This is a genomic window from Devosia sp. Root105, assembly GCF_001424865.1.
In the GTDB taxonomy this organism is placed as follows: Bacteria; Pseudomonadota; Alphaproteobacteria; order Rhizobiales; family Devosiaceae; genus Devosia_A.
The window spans coordinates 22,598-39,187 of record NZ_LMCR01000012.1; the positions used below are offsets into that span (position 1 = coordinate 22,598).

General features: G+C 62.5%; 29 protein-coding genes. All 29 read right to left on the bottom strand.

Annotated features, from left to right (window positions below):
- The 29 genes from ASC68_RS08665 to tuf all read right to left on the bottom strand — a co-directional run bounded on the left by ASC68_RS08665 (nt 1) and on the right by tuf (nt 16,532).
- Nucleotides 1-1,044 carry an NAD-dependent epimerase/dehydratase family protein gene (locus tag ASC68_RS08665; protein WP_055877861.1) on the bottom strand — a complete coding sequence of 348 codons (1,044 nt, stop codon included), beginning with the start codon at nt 1,042-1,044 and terminating at the stop codon, nt 1-3.
- 116 nt (nt 1,045-1,160) lie between these two features.
- Complete coding sequence (rplQ, locus tag ASC68_RS08670) at nt 1,161-1,589, bottom strand: 50S ribosomal protein L17 (protein ID WP_055877864.1); 429 nt, start codon at nt 1,587-1,589, stop codon at nt 1,161-1,163.
- Between the two features lie 145 nt (nt 1,590-1,734).
- The gene (locus tag ASC68_RS08675; protein WP_055877867.1) at nt 1,735-2,754 is read right to left on the bottom strand and encodes a DNA-directed RNA polymerase subunit alpha; all 1,020 of its coding nucleotides are present in this window, start codon (nt 2,752-2,754) and stop codon (nt 1,735-1,737) included.
- 103 nt (nt 2,755-2,857) lie between these two features.
- Complete coding sequence (rpsK, locus tag ASC68_RS08680; RefSeq protein WP_055877870.1) at nt 2,858-3,250, bottom strand: 30S ribosomal protein S11; 393 nt, start codon at nt 3,248-3,250, stop codon at nt 2,858-2,860.
- Nucleotides 3,251-3,332: 82 nt separating this feature from the next.
- A complete protein-coding gene (rpsM, locus tag ASC68_RS08685) occupies nt 3,333-3,701 on the bottom strand; it encodes a 30S ribosomal protein S13 (RefSeq protein ID WP_055877873.1) in 369 nt (122 codons plus the stop codon).
- A gap of 175 nt (nt 3,702-3,876) precedes the next feature.
- Nucleotides 3,877-4,446 carry an adenylate kinase gene (locus tag ASC68_RS08690; RefSeq protein ID WP_055877877.1) on the bottom strand — a complete coding sequence of 190 codons (570 nt, stop codon included), beginning with the start codon at nt 4,444-4,446 and terminating at the stop codon, nt 3,877-3,879.
- Nucleotides 4,443-5,777 (bottom strand): preprotein translocase subunit SecY, encoded by a 1,335-nt coding sequence (gene secY / locus ASC68_RS08695; protein WP_055877880.1) that lies wholly within the window; start codon nt 5,775-5,777, stop codon nt 4,443-4,445. Before secY ends, ASC68_RS08690 begins: the two co-directional genes overlap by 4 nt.
- 32 nt (nt 5,778-5,809) lie before the next feature.
- Nucleotides 5,810-6,295 carry a 50S ribosomal protein L15 gene (gene rplO, locus ASC68_RS08700; RefSeq protein WP_055877882.1) on the bottom strand — a complete coding sequence of 162 codons (486 nt, stop codon included), beginning with the start codon at nt 6,293-6,295 and terminating at the stop codon, nt 5,810-5,812.
- A 12-nt stretch (nt 6,296-6,307) separates the two neighbouring features.
- The gene (gene rpmD / locus ASC68_RS08705) at nt 6,308-6,496 is read right to left on the bottom strand and encodes a 50S ribosomal protein L30 (protein ID WP_055877885.1); all 189 of its coding nucleotides are present in this window, start codon (nt 6,494-6,496) and stop codon (nt 6,308-6,310) included.
- A gap of 22 nt (nt 6,497-6,518) precedes the next feature.
- On the bottom strand, nt 6,519-7,046 hold the full coding sequence (rpsE, locus tag ASC68_RS08710; RefSeq protein WP_055877888.1) for a 30S ribosomal protein S5: 528 nt from the start codon (nt 7,044-7,046) through the stop codon (nt 6,519-6,521).
- A 22-nt stretch (nt 7,047-7,068) separates the two neighbouring features.
- The gene (gene rplR / locus ASC68_RS08715) at nt 7,069-7,431 is read right to left on the bottom strand and encodes a 50S ribosomal protein L18 (RefSeq protein WP_055877891.1); all 363 of its coding nucleotides are present in this window, start codon (nt 7,429-7,431) and stop codon (nt 7,069-7,071) included.
- Between the two features lie 12 nt (nt 7,432-7,443).
- Nucleotides 7,444-7,977, bottom strand: a complete 534-nt coding sequence (gene rplF, locus ASC68_RS08720) for a 50S ribosomal protein L6 (RefSeq protein ID WP_055877892.1) — start codon at nt 7,975-7,977, stop codon at nt 7,444-7,446.
- 56 nt (nt 7,978-8,033) lie between these two features.
- Nucleotides 8,034-8,432 carry a 30S ribosomal protein S8 gene (rpsH, locus tag ASC68_RS08725; RefSeq protein WP_055877895.1) on the bottom strand — a complete coding sequence of 133 codons (399 nt, stop codon included), beginning with the start codon at nt 8,430-8,432 and terminating at the stop codon, nt 8,034-8,036.
- A gap of 13 nt (nt 8,433-8,445) precedes the next feature.
- Entirely contained in the window at nt 8,446-8,751 is a 306-nt protein-coding gene (gene rpsN, locus ASC68_RS08730) for a 30S ribosomal protein S14 (protein WP_055877897.1), read from the bottom strand.
- 21 nt (nt 8,752-8,772) lie between these two features.
- On the bottom strand, nt 8,773-9,330 hold the full coding sequence (gene rplE / locus ASC68_RS08735; protein WP_055877900.1) for a 50S ribosomal protein L5: 558 nt from the start codon (nt 9,328-9,330) through the stop codon (nt 8,773-8,775).
- The gene (rplX, locus tag ASC68_RS08740; protein WP_055877903.1) at nt 9,323-9,637 is read right to left on the bottom strand and encodes a 50S ribosomal protein L24; all 315 of its coding nucleotides are present in this window, start codon (nt 9,635-9,637) and stop codon (nt 9,323-9,325) included. The genes rplE and rplX overlap by 8 nt, the downstream gene beginning before the upstream one ends.
- Entirely contained in the window at nt 9,637-10,005 is a 369-nt protein-coding gene (gene rplN, locus ASC68_RS08745) for a 50S ribosomal protein L14 (RefSeq protein ID WP_055877905.1), read from the bottom strand. Before rplN ends, rplX begins: the two co-directional genes overlap by 1 nt.
- Before the next feature lie 58 nt (nt 10,006-10,063).
- The gene (gene rpsQ / locus ASC68_RS08750; RefSeq protein WP_055877908.1) at nt 10,064-10,297 is read right to left on the bottom strand and encodes a 30S ribosomal protein S17; all 234 of its coding nucleotides are present in this window, start codon (nt 10,295-10,297) and stop codon (nt 10,064-10,066) included.
- Nucleotides 10,298-10,307: 10 nt separating this feature from the next.
- Nucleotides 10,308-10,544 carry a 50S ribosomal protein L29 gene (gene rpmC, locus ASC68_RS08755; protein ID WP_055877910.1) on the bottom strand — a complete coding sequence of 79 codons (237 nt, stop codon included), beginning with the start codon at nt 10,542-10,544 and terminating at the stop codon, nt 10,308-10,310.
- Between the two features lie 5 nt (nt 10,545-10,549).
- Complete coding sequence (gene rplP, locus ASC68_RS08760; RefSeq protein WP_055877912.1) at nt 10,550-10,963, bottom strand: 50S ribosomal protein L16; 414 nt, start codon at nt 10,961-10,963, stop codon at nt 10,550-10,552.
- Nucleotides 10,964-10,979: 16 nt separating this feature from the next.
- Nucleotides 10,980-11,741, bottom strand: coding sequence for a 30S ribosomal protein S3 (gene rpsC, locus ASC68_RS08765; RefSeq protein ID WP_055877916.1), 762 nt, complete (start codon nt 11,739-11,741; stop codon nt 10,980-10,982).
- Nucleotides 11,741-12,121, bottom strand: a complete 381-nt coding sequence (rplV, locus tag ASC68_RS08770; RefSeq protein ID WP_055877918.1) for a 50S ribosomal protein L22 — start codon at nt 12,119-12,121, stop codon at nt 11,741-11,743. The genes rpsC and rplV overlap by 1 nt, the downstream gene beginning before the upstream one ends.
- 1 nt (nt 12,122) lies before the next feature.
- On the bottom strand, nt 12,123-12,401 hold the full coding sequence (gene rpsS / locus ASC68_RS08775) for a 30S ribosomal protein S19 (RefSeq protein WP_055049075.1): 279 nt from the start codon (nt 12,399-12,401) through the stop codon (nt 12,123-12,125).
- 3 nt (nt 12,402-12,404) lie between these two features.
- Nucleotides 12,405-13,244 carry a 50S ribosomal protein L2 gene (rplB, locus tag ASC68_RS08780; protein WP_055877921.1) on the bottom strand — a complete coding sequence of 280 codons (840 nt, stop codon included), beginning with the start codon at nt 13,242-13,244 and terminating at the stop codon, nt 12,405-12,407.
- Nucleotides 13,245-13,258: 14 nt separating this feature from the next.
- Nucleotides 13,259-13,552 (bottom strand): 50S ribosomal protein L23, encoded by a 294-nt coding sequence (locus ASC68_RS08785; protein WP_055877922.1) that lies wholly within the window; start codon nt 13,550-13,552, stop codon nt 13,259-13,261.
- The gene (gene rplD / locus ASC68_RS08790; protein WP_055877925.1) at nt 13,549-14,169 is read right to left on the bottom strand and encodes a 50S ribosomal protein L4; all 621 of its coding nucleotides are present in this window, start codon (nt 14,167-14,169) and stop codon (nt 13,549-13,551) included. The genes ASC68_RS08785 and rplD overlap by 4 nt, the downstream gene beginning before the upstream one ends.
- A complete protein-coding gene (rplC, locus tag ASC68_RS08795) occupies nt 14,169-14,873 on the bottom strand; it encodes a 50S ribosomal protein L3 (RefSeq protein WP_055877928.1) in 705 nt (234 codons plus the stop codon). The genes rplD and rplC overlap by 1 nt, the downstream gene beginning before the upstream one ends.
- A gap of 86 nt (nt 14,874-14,959) precedes the next feature.
- A complete protein-coding gene (rpsJ, locus tag ASC68_RS08800) occupies nt 14,960-15,268 on the bottom strand; it encodes a 30S ribosomal protein S10 (protein WP_055049780.1) in 309 nt (102 codons plus the stop codon).
- 73 nt (nt 15,269-15,341) lie between these two features.
- Nucleotides 15,342-16,532: an elongation factor Tu gene (tuf, locus tag ASC68_RS08805; RefSeq protein WP_055877931.1), complete on the bottom strand. Its 1,191-nt coding sequence runs from the start codon at nt 16,530-16,532 to the stop codon at nt 15,342-15,344.
- Between the last annotated feature and the right edge of the window lie 58 nt (nt 16,533-16,590).

Below are 16,590 nucleotides of genomic sequence, written 5' to 3' on the forward strand. Positions count from 1 at the left end.
TCAGGAGGTCTTCTGTTTCACCAGTCCGAGGCGGATGACGCTGTCTGCGGTGGCGAGGATCGAATCCTTGGCGGAAATGAACTTGCGGCCGAGCAGCTTCTCACCTTTCGAGCCGTCGAACACCTTCTCATTGCCGATGTCGTTGATGATCTGGCGCGCCGGCCCACCGAACGAGGCGATCAGCTTGATGATCCAGTCCGGCACGGTCTTGCTGGTGACGTTCCATGCCGGGTGGGCGGCGCGCAGGATATTGCCGACCTCGGGGAATGGCACATACTCGGCCGTGGCGAGATAGCGCTGGCCGGCAGTCTCGGGCTTGTCGAGGGCGGCGAGATGCAGCGCCGCCACGTCGCGCACATCGATGATCGAGAAGCCGTTCGAGGGCATGGCCGGTGTCGAGCCATTGAGCAGGCCTGACACCATCTGCAGCGAGATGCTCGCATCCTTATCGAGCGCCGGCCCGATAATGGCACCCGGGTGGACGGTGGTGAGGCTGATGCCGTGTTGCTTCACGAAATCCCAGGAGAACTGCTCCGCCTTGGTCTTGCCGATGCAATAGGCCCAGGTCCAGCGCATGTTGTCGAGATTGGTGAAGTAGGTCTCGTCGTAGACGCGACGACCGCTGGTCTGGCCGTGGCCGTAGCCGACCGTGGCGATCGACGAGGTCATGATGATGCGCTTGATGCCGGCGTCGTTGGCGAAGCGGAACACCCGCTGGGTGCCCTCGAGCGCCGGGCGGATCACGAGGCTCTGGTCCTTCGGTTCATCGGCGCGGATGGCAGTGGCGATATGCATGACGGTGGCGACGCCCTGCATCGCCTCGGCCCACCCCTTGTCGTCGAGCAGATCCGCTTCCACCAGTTCCAGGCGGTCAAGCGGCTCCTGCCCCAGTTCGCCCAGCAGTGTCGCCCGGACCTCTTCGGAGCGCCCCAGCGAGCGCACCGTGCCGCGCACGCGGTGGCCGGCCTTCAGCAGCTCCAGCACCGTCCATTTGCCGACGAAACCGGTCGCGCCGGTGACGAGGATGAGGCCCTGATCCGACATTCCACTCTCCCCAATCGAGTACTTGCGCCATTACGGCGTGGATTACGTTCCGTGGTCAAACGAAAAGGCGGCCCGGAGAACCGGACCGCCTTTGATCTCTACCGAATACCTCGGGCTTACGCCGCGGCGGCTTCGTCGTCGATCTCGCGCGCCTCGACCGGACCCGAGTCGAGGCCCTTGGCGTCGACGTCGCGATCGACCAGCTCGATGACCGCCAGAGCGGCATTGTCGCCATAGCGGAAGCCGGCCTTGAGGATGCGGATATAGCCGCCGTTACGATCCTTGTAGCGCGGACCGATGGTGGCGAAGAGCTTCTGCACCTGGGTCTCATCGCGCATCTGGGCGATGGCCTGGCGGCGGGCATGCAGGTCGCCGCGCTTGCCCAGCGTGATCAGCTTCTCGACGATCGGACGCAGTTCCTTGGCCTTGGGCAAGGTGGTCACGATCTGCTCGTGCTTGATCAGCGAAGCCGACATGTTGGCGAACATGGCCTTGCGATGTGCAGAGGTCCGGTTGAGCTTACGGTTCGAATTACCGTGGCGCATTTTGTTACTCCCTAAGGCCCGGGCGTCTCACGACGGGCGGTTAGTGCTGTGGATCACTTCGCTGAAGTGATCCACGTATTGGGTTGTCGCGCTTTCGAGATGGAAAAGTCTGCAACTTTTCCTGAAAACGCTCCGGTTGGCCTGCTTAATAATGGTCTTCGTAGCGCTTGGCCAGATCGTCGATGTTCTCAGGCGGCCAGTTCGGCACGTCCATCCCGAGGTGCAGGCCCATCTGAGCCAGCACTTCCTTGATTTCGTTGAGCGACTTGCGGCCGAAGTTCGGCGTGCGCAGCATCTCGGCTTCGGTCTTCTGGATCAGATCGCCGATATAGACGATGTTGTCGTTCTTCAGGCAGTTCGCCGAACGGACGCTGAGCTCGAGCTCGTCGACCTTCTTGAGCAGCGCCGGGTTGAAGGCCAGTTCCGGGACGGTGTCCTGGGTCTTTTCCTTGGTCGGCTCTTCGAAGTTGACGAACACCGACAGCTGGTCCTGCAGGATACGCGCGGCGTAAGCCACCGCGTCTTCCGGCGAGATGGCGCCATTGGTTTCGACGGTCAGGGTCAGCTTGTCCTTGTCGAGGCTCTCGCCGGCACGGGTCGCATCCACCTTGTAGGAGACACGGCGAACCGGGGAGAACAGCGCGTCGACCGGGATGTAGCCGATCGGAGCGTCGTCGGGACGGTTCTTGTCGGCCGGGACGTACCCCTTGCCGGTGTTGACGGTGAACTCGATGTTGATCTCGGCGCCGTCGTCGAGGTGGCAGATCACCAGGTCGGGGTTCAGCACTTCGATATCGCCGGTAACCTTGATGTCGCCGGCAACGACGGCACCAGGGCCCTGCTTGGTCAGGGTCAGACGCTTCGGACCTTCGCCGCCCATCTTGAGGGCGATTTCCTTGACGTTGAGCACGAGGTCGGTAATGTCTTCACGCACGCCAGGAAGCGACGAGAATTCGTGCAGGATGCCGTCAATCTGGATCGCGGTAACGGCCGCGCCCTGGAGCGATGAGAGCAGCACGCGACGCAGAGCGTTGCCGAGCGTCAGGCCGTAGCCGCGCTCAAGCGGCTCCGCAACGACCGAGGCCGTCCGCACGCTATCGCTGCCCGAAACGATGTCCAGTTTGGTCGGCTTGATGAGTTCCTGCCAGTTCCGCTGGATGGTCACGGTGGTGTCCTTTCAAATGGGCGGTCCGCCTAACCGCCTGTCCGCTATGCAATGTACCTATCCCGGCGCGAGGGGCGCGCCGGGAGATCTACCGTAACGGAGGTTAGACGCGGCGACGCTTGCGCGGCCGGCAACCGTTGTGCGGGATCGAGGTGACATCGCGAATGCTGGTGACGTTGAAGCCAGCAGCCTGCAGCGCACGAAGCGCCGACTCACGGCCCGAGCCAGGACCGCGCACTTCGACCTCGAGGGTCTTCATGCCGTGTTCCTGGGCCTTCTTGGCCGCGTCTTCAGCCGCAACCTGGGCGGCATACGGGGTCGACTTGCGCGAACCCTTGAAACCCATCACGCCCGAGGACGACCAGGAGATGGTGTTGCCCTGCACATCGGTGATGGTGACCATGGTGTTGTTGAACGACGCATTCACGTGCGCAACGCCATTGGTGATATTCTTGCGCTCTTTACGACGAACGCGTGCGGCTTCAGCTTTTGCCAATTTGTTTCCTCAGTTCGATATCGACGCTGCCGTAGTTCCAGCAGCTACATCAGGACGGCGGAGAGGTGCTCCGCGACCCGGATTACTTCTTCTTGCCGGCGATCGGCTTGGCCGGACCCTTGCGGGTACGGGCATTGGTGTGGGTACGCTGACCACGGACCGGCAGGCCCTTGCGGTGACGCAGACCACGGTAGTTACCGAGGTCCATGAGCCGCTTGATGTTCATCGCCACGTTACGGCGCAGATCGCCCTCGACGACGTAGTCGCGATCGATCGCTTCACGGATCTGGATCACTTCAGCGTCGGTCAGGTCGTTCACACGACGCTCGGCCGGGATACCAACCTTCTCGGTGATCTCCTGGGCGAACTTCGCGCCGATCCCATGGATGTACTGAAGCGCGATAACCACGCGCTTGTTGGTCGGAATATTGACGCCAGCAATACGGGCCACGTCCGCTCTCCTATAGTCGGCAGCTCAGGCTGCCCGTTTGATAACGACAAGGGACCGGAATTCCGCTCCCCACTCTTTGAGGAACCGAATCCAGCCCGATAATCCATGAGACTGGCGCGGTTCATAAGGGCAAGGTCCCGCAGAGTCAACTGCAGAGCCCCTGCCCCGAGGTATACTAGTTATGCACGGCCCGGCGGATGGCCGCCGTGACATCGTCGACCGGCTGCATGCCGTCGACCGACTTCAGAAGGCCTTTGCCGCGGTAGAACTCGACCAGCGGCGCGGTCTGCTCGCGATAGACGCTGAGGCGGTTGCGAAGCACCTCCTCGTTGTCGTCGCCACGAGCAACACCAGATTCCTTGGCCCGCTTGGCGATCCGCCCAACGAGCACATCGGCGTCGGCGGTGATCTCGATCACCGCGTCCAGCTGCATGCCCTTGTCGCCCAGCATCTGGTCGAGCGCCTCGGCCTGCGGGATGGTCCGCGGGAAGCCGTCGAGCACGAAGCCGGCCTTGCAGTCATCCTGGTCGAGCCGCTCGGAGACGATGCCGTTGACGATCTCGTCCGAGACGAGGTCACCGCGATCCATGATCTCCTTGGCGGCCAGACCCATCGGGGTCTTGGCGGCGATGGCCGAGCGCAGGATGTCGCCGGTCGAAAGCTGCGGGATCCCGTAGCTATCGATCAGCACCTTTGCCTGCGTGCCCTTACCGGCGCCCGGAGGTCCCAGAAGGATCAGCCTCATTTACGCTTGCCCCCAAGGCGCGACCGCTTCACCAGGCCTTCGTACTGCTGGGCGATCAGGTGGCTCTGCACCTGGGTCACCGTATCCAGCGTCACCGTCACGATAATCAGCAGCGAGGTACCGCCGATGAACTGGCTGACATTGAGCTGGCTGTGGATCATCTCGGGGATGAGCGCCACGACGGTCAGATAGAGGGCACCGATCACCGTGATGCGGGTCAGCACGTAGTCGATATAGGTCGCCGTCCGCTCGCCCGGACGGATGCCGGGGATGAAGCCGCCGGAGCGCTTCAGATTGTCCGCGGTGTCGGTCGGGTTGAAGACGATCGAGGTGTAGAAGAAGGCGAAGAAGATGATCAGGACTGCGAACAGCACCAGATAGAGCGGCTGGCCGCGACCGAGCAGCGCCGCCGTCACCGACAGCCACTGCGGCGCATCACCCTGCGCCGCGAACGACGCAATGGTGGCCGGCAGCAGCAGCAGGGACGAGCCGAAGATCACCGGGATAACGCCCGCGGTGTTGAGCTTCAGCGGCAGGTGCGAGGTATCGCCCTGGAACATCTTGTTGCCGACCTGGCGCTTCGGATACTGGATCAGCAGCCGGCGCTGGGCGCGTTCGAAGAACACGATCACGCCGATGACGACGACCGCGATGACCAGGAGGCCGACGACCCAGGGGGTCGGCAGAGCGCCGGTACGGCTCAGTTCGAGCGTCTGCACCACAGTCGCCGGCAAGTTCGCCACGATACCGGCGAAGATGATCAGCGATATGCCGTTACCGATGCCGCGCGAGGTGATCTGCTCACCCAGCCACATCAGGAACATGGTGCCGCCGACCAGCGTGATGACGGTCGAAAGACGGAAGAACCAACCCGGATCGATCACGACGCCCTGGCTGCCCTCGAGACCGATGGCGATGCCATAGGCCTGCACGGTGCAGAACAGCACGGCGAGATAGCGCGTGTACTGGTTGATCTTGCGACGGCCGCTCTCGCCTTCCTTGCGGAGAGCTTCGAGGCGCGGCGACGCCGTGGTGATGACCTGCACCACGATGGATGCGGTGATGTAGGGAATGAGGTTCAGCGCGAAAATCGCCATGCGCTGCACGGCGCCGCCGGCAAACATGTCGAACATGCCGAAAATGCCCTGCTGCGCCTGCTGGAAGGTCGCGGCATAGGCATCAGGGTCGATACCGGGCACCGGAATGTAAGTCCCGAGCCGATAAACGAGAAGCGCACCCAGTGTGAACCAGATGCGCTGCTGAAGGGCCTTCGCTTTCGCGAAGGTCCCGAAGTTCAGATTCTTGGCCAGCTGTTCGGCTGCGGACGCCATAGTCGCTCCCTTTAGAATGGGGCCAGGCGCTCTTAGGCGTCAGCCTTCACTTCTGCCTGAGGCATATCGACCTTGCCGCCGGCTGCTTCAATAGCAGCGAGCGCGCCCTTGGTCGCGTGAGCAACCTTGAAGGTCACCTTCTTGGCAGTGAAACCGGAGCTGCCGATCAGCCGCACGCCATCGAGCTCGCGACGGATCACGCCGGCCTTCACGAGAGCGGCCGCATCGACCACGCCCTTGATGTCCAGCTTGCCGCTGTCGATGTAGTTCTGGATGCGGTCGATACGCAGCTGGTTCCACTTCTTGGGATTCAGAGCGTTGAAGCCGCGCTTCGGCATACGCATGTGCAGCGGCATCTGGCCGCCTTCGAAGCCGTTGATGGCGACGCCGGAGCGAGCCGTCTGGCCCTTACCGCCGCGACCACCGGTCTTGCCGACGCCCGAGCCGATACCACGACCGACGCGCACGCGCTTCTTATTGGCGCCCGGGTTGTCCCGGAGTTCGTTCAAACGAGTCATTGTTCTCGTCCCTTATTTGGCGTCGACGACGCGCACGAGGTGCGGGATCTTACGGATCATGCCGCGGACCTCGGGGGTGTCCTTGAGGGTCGACTGCTTGCGGATCTTGTTCAGCCCCAAACCGATAAGGGTGGCGCGCTGATCCTGCGGACGGCGCGTCGGGCTGGCGATCTGCTCGATGGTGACGGTCTTGTCGGCCATAGTTCTAACTCCCAAGCCCTAATCAGGCTTCGACGGTCTCGCCACGGCGAGCCTGGAGGTCCGAGACCTTCAGGCCGCGACGGGCGGCGACCGAACGCGGGCTATCAACACGCTTCAGCGCATCGAAGGTGGCCCGCACCATGTTGTAGGGATTGGCGGTGCCCTGCGACTTCGCCACGATGTCGTTGACCCCAAGGGTCTCGAACACCGCGCGCATCGGGCCGCCGGCGATGATGCCGGTGCCGGGAACGGCGGCACGCAGGATGACCTTGCCGGCGCCGTGGTGGCCGACCACATCGTGGTGCAGCGTACGGGCTTCGCGCAGCGGAACGCGGATCATCTGGCGCTTGGCCTGCTCGGTCGCCTTGCGGATGGCCTCAGGCACTTCACGCGCCTTGCCGTGACCAAAGCCAACGCGGCCCTTCTGATCACCAACCACAACCAGGGCGGCGAAGCCGAAACGACGGCCACCCTTCACAACCTTGGCGACGCGGTTGATGTGAACCAGCCGGTCGACGAATTCGCTATCGCGCTCTTGAACGTCTCTCATCGAATTTTCCTTTGTCGCCGGATCAGAACTGCAGGCCGCCTTCGCGGGCCGCATCACCAAGGGCCTTGACGCGGCCATGGTAGAGGTAGGCACCACGATCGAACACGACCGTCGACACCTTGGCAGCGAGACCACGCTCGGCAATCAGCTTGCCGACAGTGGCTGCGGCCTCGGCGGTCGAGCCGTTCTTGACCTTGGCCTTGACGTCCTTATCGACGGTCGAAGCGGCAGCAAGCGTGCGGCCGGATGCGTCGTCGATGATCTGGGCGTAAATATTCTTGTCCGAACGGTGCACGGACAGACGCGGGCGGCCATTGGCGTTAGCCTTGAGCGCCTTGCGAACTCGGGCCTTGCGGCGGTCCGCACCTTTGAGGCTGATGGGCATCTCGTGCGCTCCTTACTTCTTCTTGCCTTCTTTGCGGGCGATGTACTCGCCCACATAACGCACACCCTTGCCCTTGTAGGGCTCCGGCGGACGCCAACCGCGAATGTCGGCGGCCACCTGGCCAACCAGTTGCTTGTCCGAGCCGGTCACGACCACTTCGGTCTGCGTCGGCGCCGCGAGGGTAATGCCAGCCGGCGTGTTGAACACCACTTCGTGGCTGAAGCCGAGCGACAGCTTCAGATCCTTGCCCTGCATGGCGGCGCGATAACCAACGCCCTGGATCTGCAGCTTCTTCTCGAAGCCAGCACTGACGCCGATCACCATGTTGTTGATCAGCGCGCGGGTGGTCCCCCAGGCAGCCCGAGCTTCCTTGCTCTCGTTAGCGGGCTCGATGACGATGCCGTCATCGGTCTGCTTGGCGTTCACGATATCCATGAGCGTCAGCGACTGCTCGCCCTTCGGCCCCTTTGCGGTGACCTGGCGATCGCTGATCGTGACGGTGACGCCACTGACCGGAGCAATCGGCTTTTTGCCTGTACGGGACATTCTTTTCTACTTCCTTCGGAGTAATCGTCACACCGACGCCTTCAAGGCAACGAGCCTTAGAAGACGCGGCAGAGTACCTCGCCACCCAGGTTCTGGGCTTTAGCTTCATGATCGGCCATCACGCCCTTGGGGGTCGACAGGATCGACACACCGAGGCCATTGGCAACCGAGGGGATGTTCTTGACCGACGCATAGACGCGACGGCCAGGACGCGAGACGCGCTCGATGGTGCGGATCACCGGAGCGTTGTCGGAATACTTCAGCTCGATGTCGAACTGGGCAACGCCGTTGTCCATCTTGCTTTCCGAGTAGCCGCGGATGAAGCCTTCCGACTTCAGCACGTCGAGCACACGGCCACGCAGGGTGGACGCCGGGGTCTGGACGACATCGCGACGGCGCATCTGCGCGTTGCGGATGCGGGTCAGCATATCGCCGATCGGATCAGTAAGGCTCATTGTCTTCGTCTCCTTACCAGCTCGACTTCACAAGGCCCGGGATCAGCCCGAGGTTGCCGAGCTGACGCAGGGCAATACGGCTGAGCTTGAGCTTGCGATAGTAGCCACGCGGACGACCGGTGAGCTCGCAGCGGTTATGCACGCGGTTCTCAGCCGAGTTACGCGGCAGCGCGGCAAGCTTGAGCTGCGCCGCGAAGCGCTCCTCGAGCGAGACGCTCTGGTTCATCACCACTGCCTTGAGCTTGGCCCGCTTGGGACCCAGCTGCTTGGCAAGGCGCTTGCGCTTGTTGTTCTTTTCGATGGAGCTGGTCTTTGCCATGTCTCGTCCTTCTCTCTTCCGTTACTGCCGGAAGGGGAAATTGAAAGCCTTGAGCAGCGCCCGGGCTTCGTCGTCGGTGCGCGCGGTCGTGCACACGATGATGTCCATGCCCCAGGTCTGATCGATCTGATCGAAATTGATCTCGGGGAAGATGATGTGTTCCTTGATGCCCAGGGCGTAGTTGCCACGACCATCAAAGGAATTCGGGTTCAGGCCGCGGAAGTCGCGAACTCGCGGCAGAGCGATGTTCACCAGGCGGTCGAGAAACTCATACATGCGCGCCTTGCGGAGCGTCACCTTCACGCCAAGCGGCATCTCTTCGCGGACCTTGAAGCCTGCGATCGACTTGCGAGCGTGGGTGATGACGGGCTTCTGGCCGGCGATCTTCTCGAGATCGGCAGCTGCCGACTTCACCTTCTTGGTGTCGTTCACCGCCTCGCCGACACCCATGTTCAGCACGATCTTGTCGAGCTTGGGGGCCTGCATGACGTTCTTGTAGCCGAACTCTTTGATCAGGTTCGCCTTGATGGTCTCGTCGTACTGAGCACGGAGACGCGGGATATAGACGGTATCAGCCATCGATCGTGTCCCCGGTCGACTTGGCGACGCGCACCTTGGTGCCGTCGGCGTTGATCTTGAACCCGACGCGCGACGGCTTGCCGTTCGCATCGGCGATCGCGAGGTTCGACAGGTGAATCGGGGCTTCTTTGGTGAAGATGCCCGCATCCTGGCTCGCGGTCTGCTTGGTGTGGCGACGCACAAGGTTCAGACCCTGCACGGTGGCCTTGGTCGCATCGGGGAACACCTGGGTGACCTGACCGGTCTTGCCCTTGTCCTTGCCGGCGAGAATGACGACCTTGTCGCCCTTCTTAATCTTGGCCGCCATCACAACACCTCCGGCGCAAGCGAAATGATCTTCATGTGGTTCTTGGAACGCAGCTCGCGCGGCACCGGCCCGAAGATACGGGTACCGATCGGCTCGGCCTGGTTGTTGATCAGCACGGCCGCGTTGCGGTCGAAGCGGATGACGGTGCCATCGGCGCGGCGAACCGGGAATGCGGTGCGCACAACGACGGCCTTCATCACCTGGCCCTTCTTGACACGGCCACGCGGGATCGCGTCCTTGACCGAGACAACAATGATATCGCCCACCGAGGCGTACTTGCGGTGCGAACCGCCGAGTACCTTGATGCACATGACACGACGCGCGCCGGAATTATCGGCAACGTCGAGATTGGACTGCATCTGGATCATGGCTTGATGCCTTTTTCAGTTTCGGGGTCTGCCTACTCGGCGAGCCCTAAATTCCGGTTTACGCGGAGGGTTTCAGGACCCAGCGCTTGTTCTTCGAAATCGGCGCCGACTCTTCGATCCAGACGACGTCCCCGACCTTGGCCACATTGGCTTCGTCGTGAGCGTGGTACTTCTTGGACCGGCGCACGGTCTTCTTCATCACCGGGTGGGTGAACGCACGGTCGACCCGCACCACCACGGTCTTGTCATTGGTGTCGGAGACCACAGTCCCCTGCAAAACGCGCTTGGGCATCGGTTGCTCCTTACTTCGCTGCGGCTTTTTCGCCGAGGATGGTCTTCACCCGCGCGATTTCGCGGCGGACTTTCTTGACCTCGGTCGGCTTTTCCAGCTGCTGGGTAGCGCGCTGGAACCGCAGGTTGAACTGCTCTTTCTTCAGGCCGAGCAGCTGATCCTTCAGCTCATCGGGGGTCTTGGCGCGGAGGTCGGCGGCGCCGTTGGCGCTCTTGGCCTCAACTTTTTTCTTCGGTGCACGTGCCATGGCGATCAATCCGCAATGCGGGTGACGACCCGCGTGATGATCGGAAGCTTCATCGCGCCGAGGCGCAGGGCTTCCTTGGCGACGTCCTCGGGGACGCCGTCGATTTCGAACAGGATGCGACCCGGCTTGACGCGAGCCGCCCAGAATTCCACCGAACCCTTGCCCTTACCCATGCGGACTTCGGTCGGCTTCTTGGAAACCGGCAGGTCCGGGAAGATACGGATCCAGACGCGGCCGGCGCGCTTCATCTCGCGGGTGATCGCGCGGCGAGCCGCCTCGATCTGGCGAGCCGTAACGCGCTCGGGCTCCTGGGACTTCAGGCCGAACTGACCGAAAGCCAACTCCGTGCCACCCTTGGCATTGCCATGGATGCGGCCCTTATGCGCCTTGCGGAACTTGGTACGTTTTGGTTGCAGCATTTTTGTCTATGCCTTCTCAGTTCGCCGGCGCGCGATCGCGGCGATCGCCGCGCTCACCACGATCGTCCCGATCGGAACGCTCGCGACGCTGACCACCCTCGTTCGAACCGCCGCCTTCAGTGGCGCGACGCTCGTGAGCGGACGGATCGTGCTCAAGGACTTCGCCCTTGAAGACCCACACCTTGATGCCGATGATGCCGTAGGTGGTCTTCGCCTCGGCAGTGCCGTAGTCGATGTCGGCGCGCAGCGTGTGCAGCGGCACGCGACCTTCGCGGTACCACTCGGTGCGGGCGATGTCGGCGCCGCCGAGACGGCCGCCCACGTTCACCCGGATGCCGCCGGCGCCCATGCGGATCGCCGTCTGCACTGCACGCTTCATCGCACGGCGGAACGCCACGCGACGCTCGAGCTGCTGGGCAATGCCCTGAGCCACGAGGTTGGCATCGGTCTCGGGCTTGCGCACTTCAACGATGTTGATGTGCACTTCGCTGTCGGTGAACTTCTTCACCTTGGCGCGGATCTTGTCGATGTCAGCGCCCTTCTTGCCGATCACGATGCCCGGACGGGCAGTGTGGATCGACACGCGGCACTTGCGGTGCGGACGCTCGATGACGATCTTCGAGACCGCAGCCTGCTTCAGGTCTTCAAGCAGCGTCTCACGGATCTTCAGGTCTTCCTGGAGCAGCGAACCGTACTCACCCTTGTTCGCGTACCAACGCGAGTCCCAGGTGCGGTTGATGCCGAGGCGCAGACCGATCGGGTTGATCTTCTGACCCATTATGCGGTCTCCTCAACTTGGCGAACCACAATGGTGAGGTTCGAGAACGGGCGCTCCATGCGGGCAGCGTGACCACGGCCACGGGCCATGAAGCGCTTCATCACCAGGGAGTCGCCGACATAGCACTCGGCAACGACCAGGCTGTCCGGGTCGAGGCCGTGGTTGTTCTCGGCGTTCGCGATGGCGCTCTCGAGCGTCTTCTTGACCGAGCCGGCAATGCGCTTGCGCGAGAAGGTCAGCTCGGCGAGAGCCTTGTCGACCTTCTTGCCGCGGATCATCGCAGCCACGAGGTTGAGCTTGATGCCCGAGGTACGAAGCATGCGGAGAACCGCCTTGGCCTCGTTGTCCTTGAGCGACCGCTGAGTTTTCGGCTTGCCCATGTTACTTCCTCTTGGCCTTCTTGTCGGCCGCGTGACCGTAGTACGTACGGGTCGGAGCGAACTCGCCAAACTTGTGGCCGATCATCTCTTCCTGGACGTTCACCGGCACATGCTTGTGGCCGTTGTGCACGCCGAAGGTGAGACCGACGAACTGCGGCAGGATCGTGGAACGACGGCTCCAGATCTTGATGACTTCGTTGCGGCCGCTCGCACGGCTGGTCTCTGCCTTCTTGAGCAGATAGCCGTCGACGAACGGGCCTTTCCAGACTGAACGCGACATGGCTTAGCGGCCCTTCTTCACGTGACGCGAGCGGACGATAAACTTGTCCGTCGACTTGTTGCTGCGGGTCTTCTTACCCTTGGTCGGCTTGCCCCACGGGGTCACCGGGTGACGGCCACCAGAGGTACGGCCTTCACCACCACCATGCGGGTGATCGACCGGGTTCATGGTCACACCGCGGTTGACCGGCTTGCGGCCGAGCCAGCGATTACGACCGGCCTTGCCGATCGACGTGTTCGAGTGATCCTGGTTCGACACCGCGCCGACAGTGGCGAGGCACGAACCGTGGACCCGGCGCTGCTCGCCAGAGTTGAGGCGAAGGATCGCCCAACCGGCGTCGCGGCCGACATACTGCGCATAGGCACCGGCCGAACGGGCGATCTGACCGCCCTTGCGGGGCTTCATCTCGACGTTGTGGACGATGGTGCCGACCGGCATGCGCTCGAGCGGCATGGCGTTGCCCGGCTTCACGTCGGCGGTGCCGAGCGTCGAGATCACCTTGTCGCCGGCAGACAGACGCTGCGGCGCGATGATGTAAGCGAGCTCGCCGTCCGCGTACTTGATCAGCGCGATCCAGGCGGTGCGGTTGGGATCATATTCCAGCCGCTCGACGGTCGCCGTCTCTTCGAAGCGCACGCGACGGAAGTCGACGATACGGTACGAACGCTTGTGACCGCCGCCGCGATGGTACGCGGTGATACGGCCGGCGTTGTTGCGACCGCCAGACTGGTTCAGACCTTCGGTCAGCGACTTGACCGGCTTGCCCTTCCACAGCTCCGACCGATCGGTCGTGATGAGCTGGCGGCGGCCCGGGGAGGTCGGATTGTAAGTTTTTAGACCCATTCTTCTCTCTCCCCTCAGATGCCGGTCGAAATATCGATCGACTGGCCATCGGCCAGGGTGACAATGGCCTTCTTGACATCCTTACGGGTGCCAAGTTCCTGCCGGAAACGCTTCACCTTGCCCTTGCGGACCAGGGTGTTGACCGCCTTGACCTTGACCGAAAAGAGCGCCTCGACGGCGGCTTTGATGTCGGCCTTGGTGGCATCGATCGCGACGTCGAAGACGACCTGGCTGTGCTCGGACGCCATCGTCGACTTTTCGGTGACGACCGGGTTACGGATCACGTCGTAGTTGCTGAACTTGCTCATGCGAACCGGGCCTCGAGCGCTTCGAGCGCTGCTTTGGTCAGAACGAGCTTATGGCGACGGAGAATGTCAGCGACATTGATCCCCTGCACCGGCAGCACGTCGATCTGCGGAATGTTGCGGGCCGCGTTGGCGAAATTCTTGTCCACCTCGGCGCCGTCGATGATCAGAGCACTCGACCATTCCAGCTTGCCGAACTTGGCAACCAGCTGGGCAGTCTTGGGCTCCTTGGTGGCGACGGTCGGAACGATGACCAGTTCGCCAGCCTTGGCCTTGGCCGAAAGCGCATGCTTCAGCGCCAGGGCGCGGACCTTCTTGGGCAGCTCGATCGCATGGCTGCGGGGCTCGGGGCCAAAGGCCCGGCCGCCGCCGCGGAACTGCGGAGCAGACTTGGCGCCGTGACGAGCGCCGCCCGAGCCCTTCTGCTTGATCGACTTCTTCGAAGTGTACGCGATCTCGGAGCGGTGCTTCACCTTGTGGGTGCCGGCCATCGCCTTGAGCTGCTGGTAACGGACCATGCGGTGCAGGATGTCCTGACGGACTTCAAGACCGAAGATCTCGTCCTTCAGGGTGACCGAACCGTCGGCCTTGCCGTCCAGAGTAGTGACCTGGAGTTCCATTATTTCGCCTCCTCGGCCACGGCTGCGACAGCCGCCTTGAACGAACCGGGCACAGCAGCGCCCTTCGGAGCGGCCTTCTTGACCGCGTCCTTGATCTGGATCCAGGCGCCCTTGGCACCCGGGACAGCGCCCTCGACCATGATCAGCCCGCGCTCCACATCGGTGCGCACGACCTTCAGGTTCTGGGTAGTGACGCGACGGTCGCCCATGTGGCCGGCCATCTTCTTGCCCTTGAACACCTTACCGGGGTCCTGGCGCTGACCGGTCGAACCGTGCGAACGGTGCGACACGGACACACCGTGCGTGGCACGCAGGCCGCCGAAGTTCCAGCGCTTCATGCCGCCGGCGAAACCCTTACCGATCGAGGTACCGGTCACGTCGACCAGCTGACCTTCGACAAAGTGGTCCGCCTGCATGGTGGCGCCAACTTCGATGAGGTTCGCAGGATCGACACGAAACTCAGTTACCTGACGCTTGGGCTCGACCTTGGCGACGGCGAACTGGCCGCGCTCCGCCTTGGTGACATTCTTTGCCTTGACAGTGCCCGCGCCGAGCTGGAGGGCGGTGTAACCGTCCTTCTCCTGCGTGCGCTGGCCAACCACCTGGCAATTCTTGAGGTCGAGCACGGTCACGGGGACGTGTGTGCCATCATCCAAGAACAGGCGGGTCATGCCCAGCTTCTGTGCGATCAAACCAGAACGCATCGGTTGTTACCTTCTCTCTTTGGCGCTTGACCGGGTCATTGTGTCCAAGAGGACCCTTTGGATGGTCAGCGCGAAAACTCAGTCACTCAGAGCTTGATTTCGACGTCGACGCCGGCGGCGAGATCGAGCTTCATCAGAGCATCGACGGTCTGCGGGGTCGGATCCACGATGTCCAGAAGACGCTTGTGGGTCCGGATCTCGAACTGCTCGCGCGACTTCTTGTCGATGTGCGGCGAGCGGTTGACCGTAAACTTCTCAATCTGTGTGGGCAGCGGGATCGGCCCGCGCACCTGCGCACCCGTACGCTTGGCCGTGTTGACGATCTCCCGAGTGGAGGTGTCGAGCACACGGTGGTCAAAGGCTTTGAGCCGGATGCGAATGTTTTGACCGTTCATCTTGCTTTCCCAGCGAAAAATGGAACGCGGCGCGCTGTTTGTAGCGGCGCGCCGCGCCCTGGATTACCAGGTCTTATTTCAGGATCTTGGCGACGACGCCCGAACCGACGGTACGGCCACCCTCACGGATAGCGAAGCGGAGCTTCTCTTCCATGGCGATCGGCACGATCAGCTGGACAGAAATATTCACGTTGTCGCCCGGCATCACCATCTCGGTGCCTTCCGGCAGCGTAACGACGCCGGTCACATCGGTGGTGCGGAAGTAGAACTGCGGACGGTAGTTGGCGAAGAACGGCGTGTGACGGCCACCCTCTTCCTTGGTGAGGATATAAGCCTCAGCCACGAAATCGGTGTGCGGGGTCACGGAACCGGGCTTGCAGAGCACCTGGCCGCGCTCGACCTGCGTGCGGTCGATACCACGGATCAGCGCGCCGATGTTGTCGCCAGCCTGGCCCTGATCGAGCAGCTTGCGGAACATTTCAACGCCGGTCACGGTCGTCTTCTGCGTCGCCTTGATGCCGACGATCTCGACTTCCTCACCCACCTTCACGATGCCGCGCTCGACACGGCCGGTCACCACGGTGCCACGGCCGGAGATCGAGAACACGTCTTCGATCGGCATCAGGAACGGCTGGTCGATCGGACGAGCCGGCTGCGGGATGTACTCGTCAACGGCGGCCATCAGCTTGAGCACGGCGTCATGGCCGAGCTCCTTGTTGCCGTCGTTCAGAGCTTCGGTGGCCGAGCCCTTGATGATCGGAACGTCGTCGCCCGGGAATTCGTAGGACGACAGCAGCTCGCGAACTTCGAGTTCCACGAGCTCGAGGAGCTCCGGATCATCGACCATGTCGCACTTGTTCAGGAACACGACGAGCGCCGGCACACCGACCTGACGGGCGAGCAGGATGTGCTCGCGGGTCTGCGGCATCGGGCCGTCGGCAGCCGACACGACCAGGATCGCGCCGTCCATCTGGGCAGCGCCGGTGATCATGTTCTTCACATAGTCGGCGTGGCCCGGGCAGTCGACGTGAGCGTAGTGACGGTTGGTCGTCTCGTACTCGACGTGGGCGGTGTTGATCGTGATGCCGCGCGCCTTCTCTTCCGGCGCTGCGTCGATCTGGTCGTACGCCTTGAAGGTCGCGCCACCGGTCTCAGCCAAAACCTTGGTAATCGCTGCGGTCAGCGAGGTCTTGCCATGGTCGACGTGACCGATGGTGCCGATGTTGCAGTGAGGCTTATTGCGGGAAAACTTTTCCTTGCCCATCGCTTCTCTCCGTATGCGTCAGCCAACAGCCGACGTGAGTTTTCAGTTTTAATTCAAG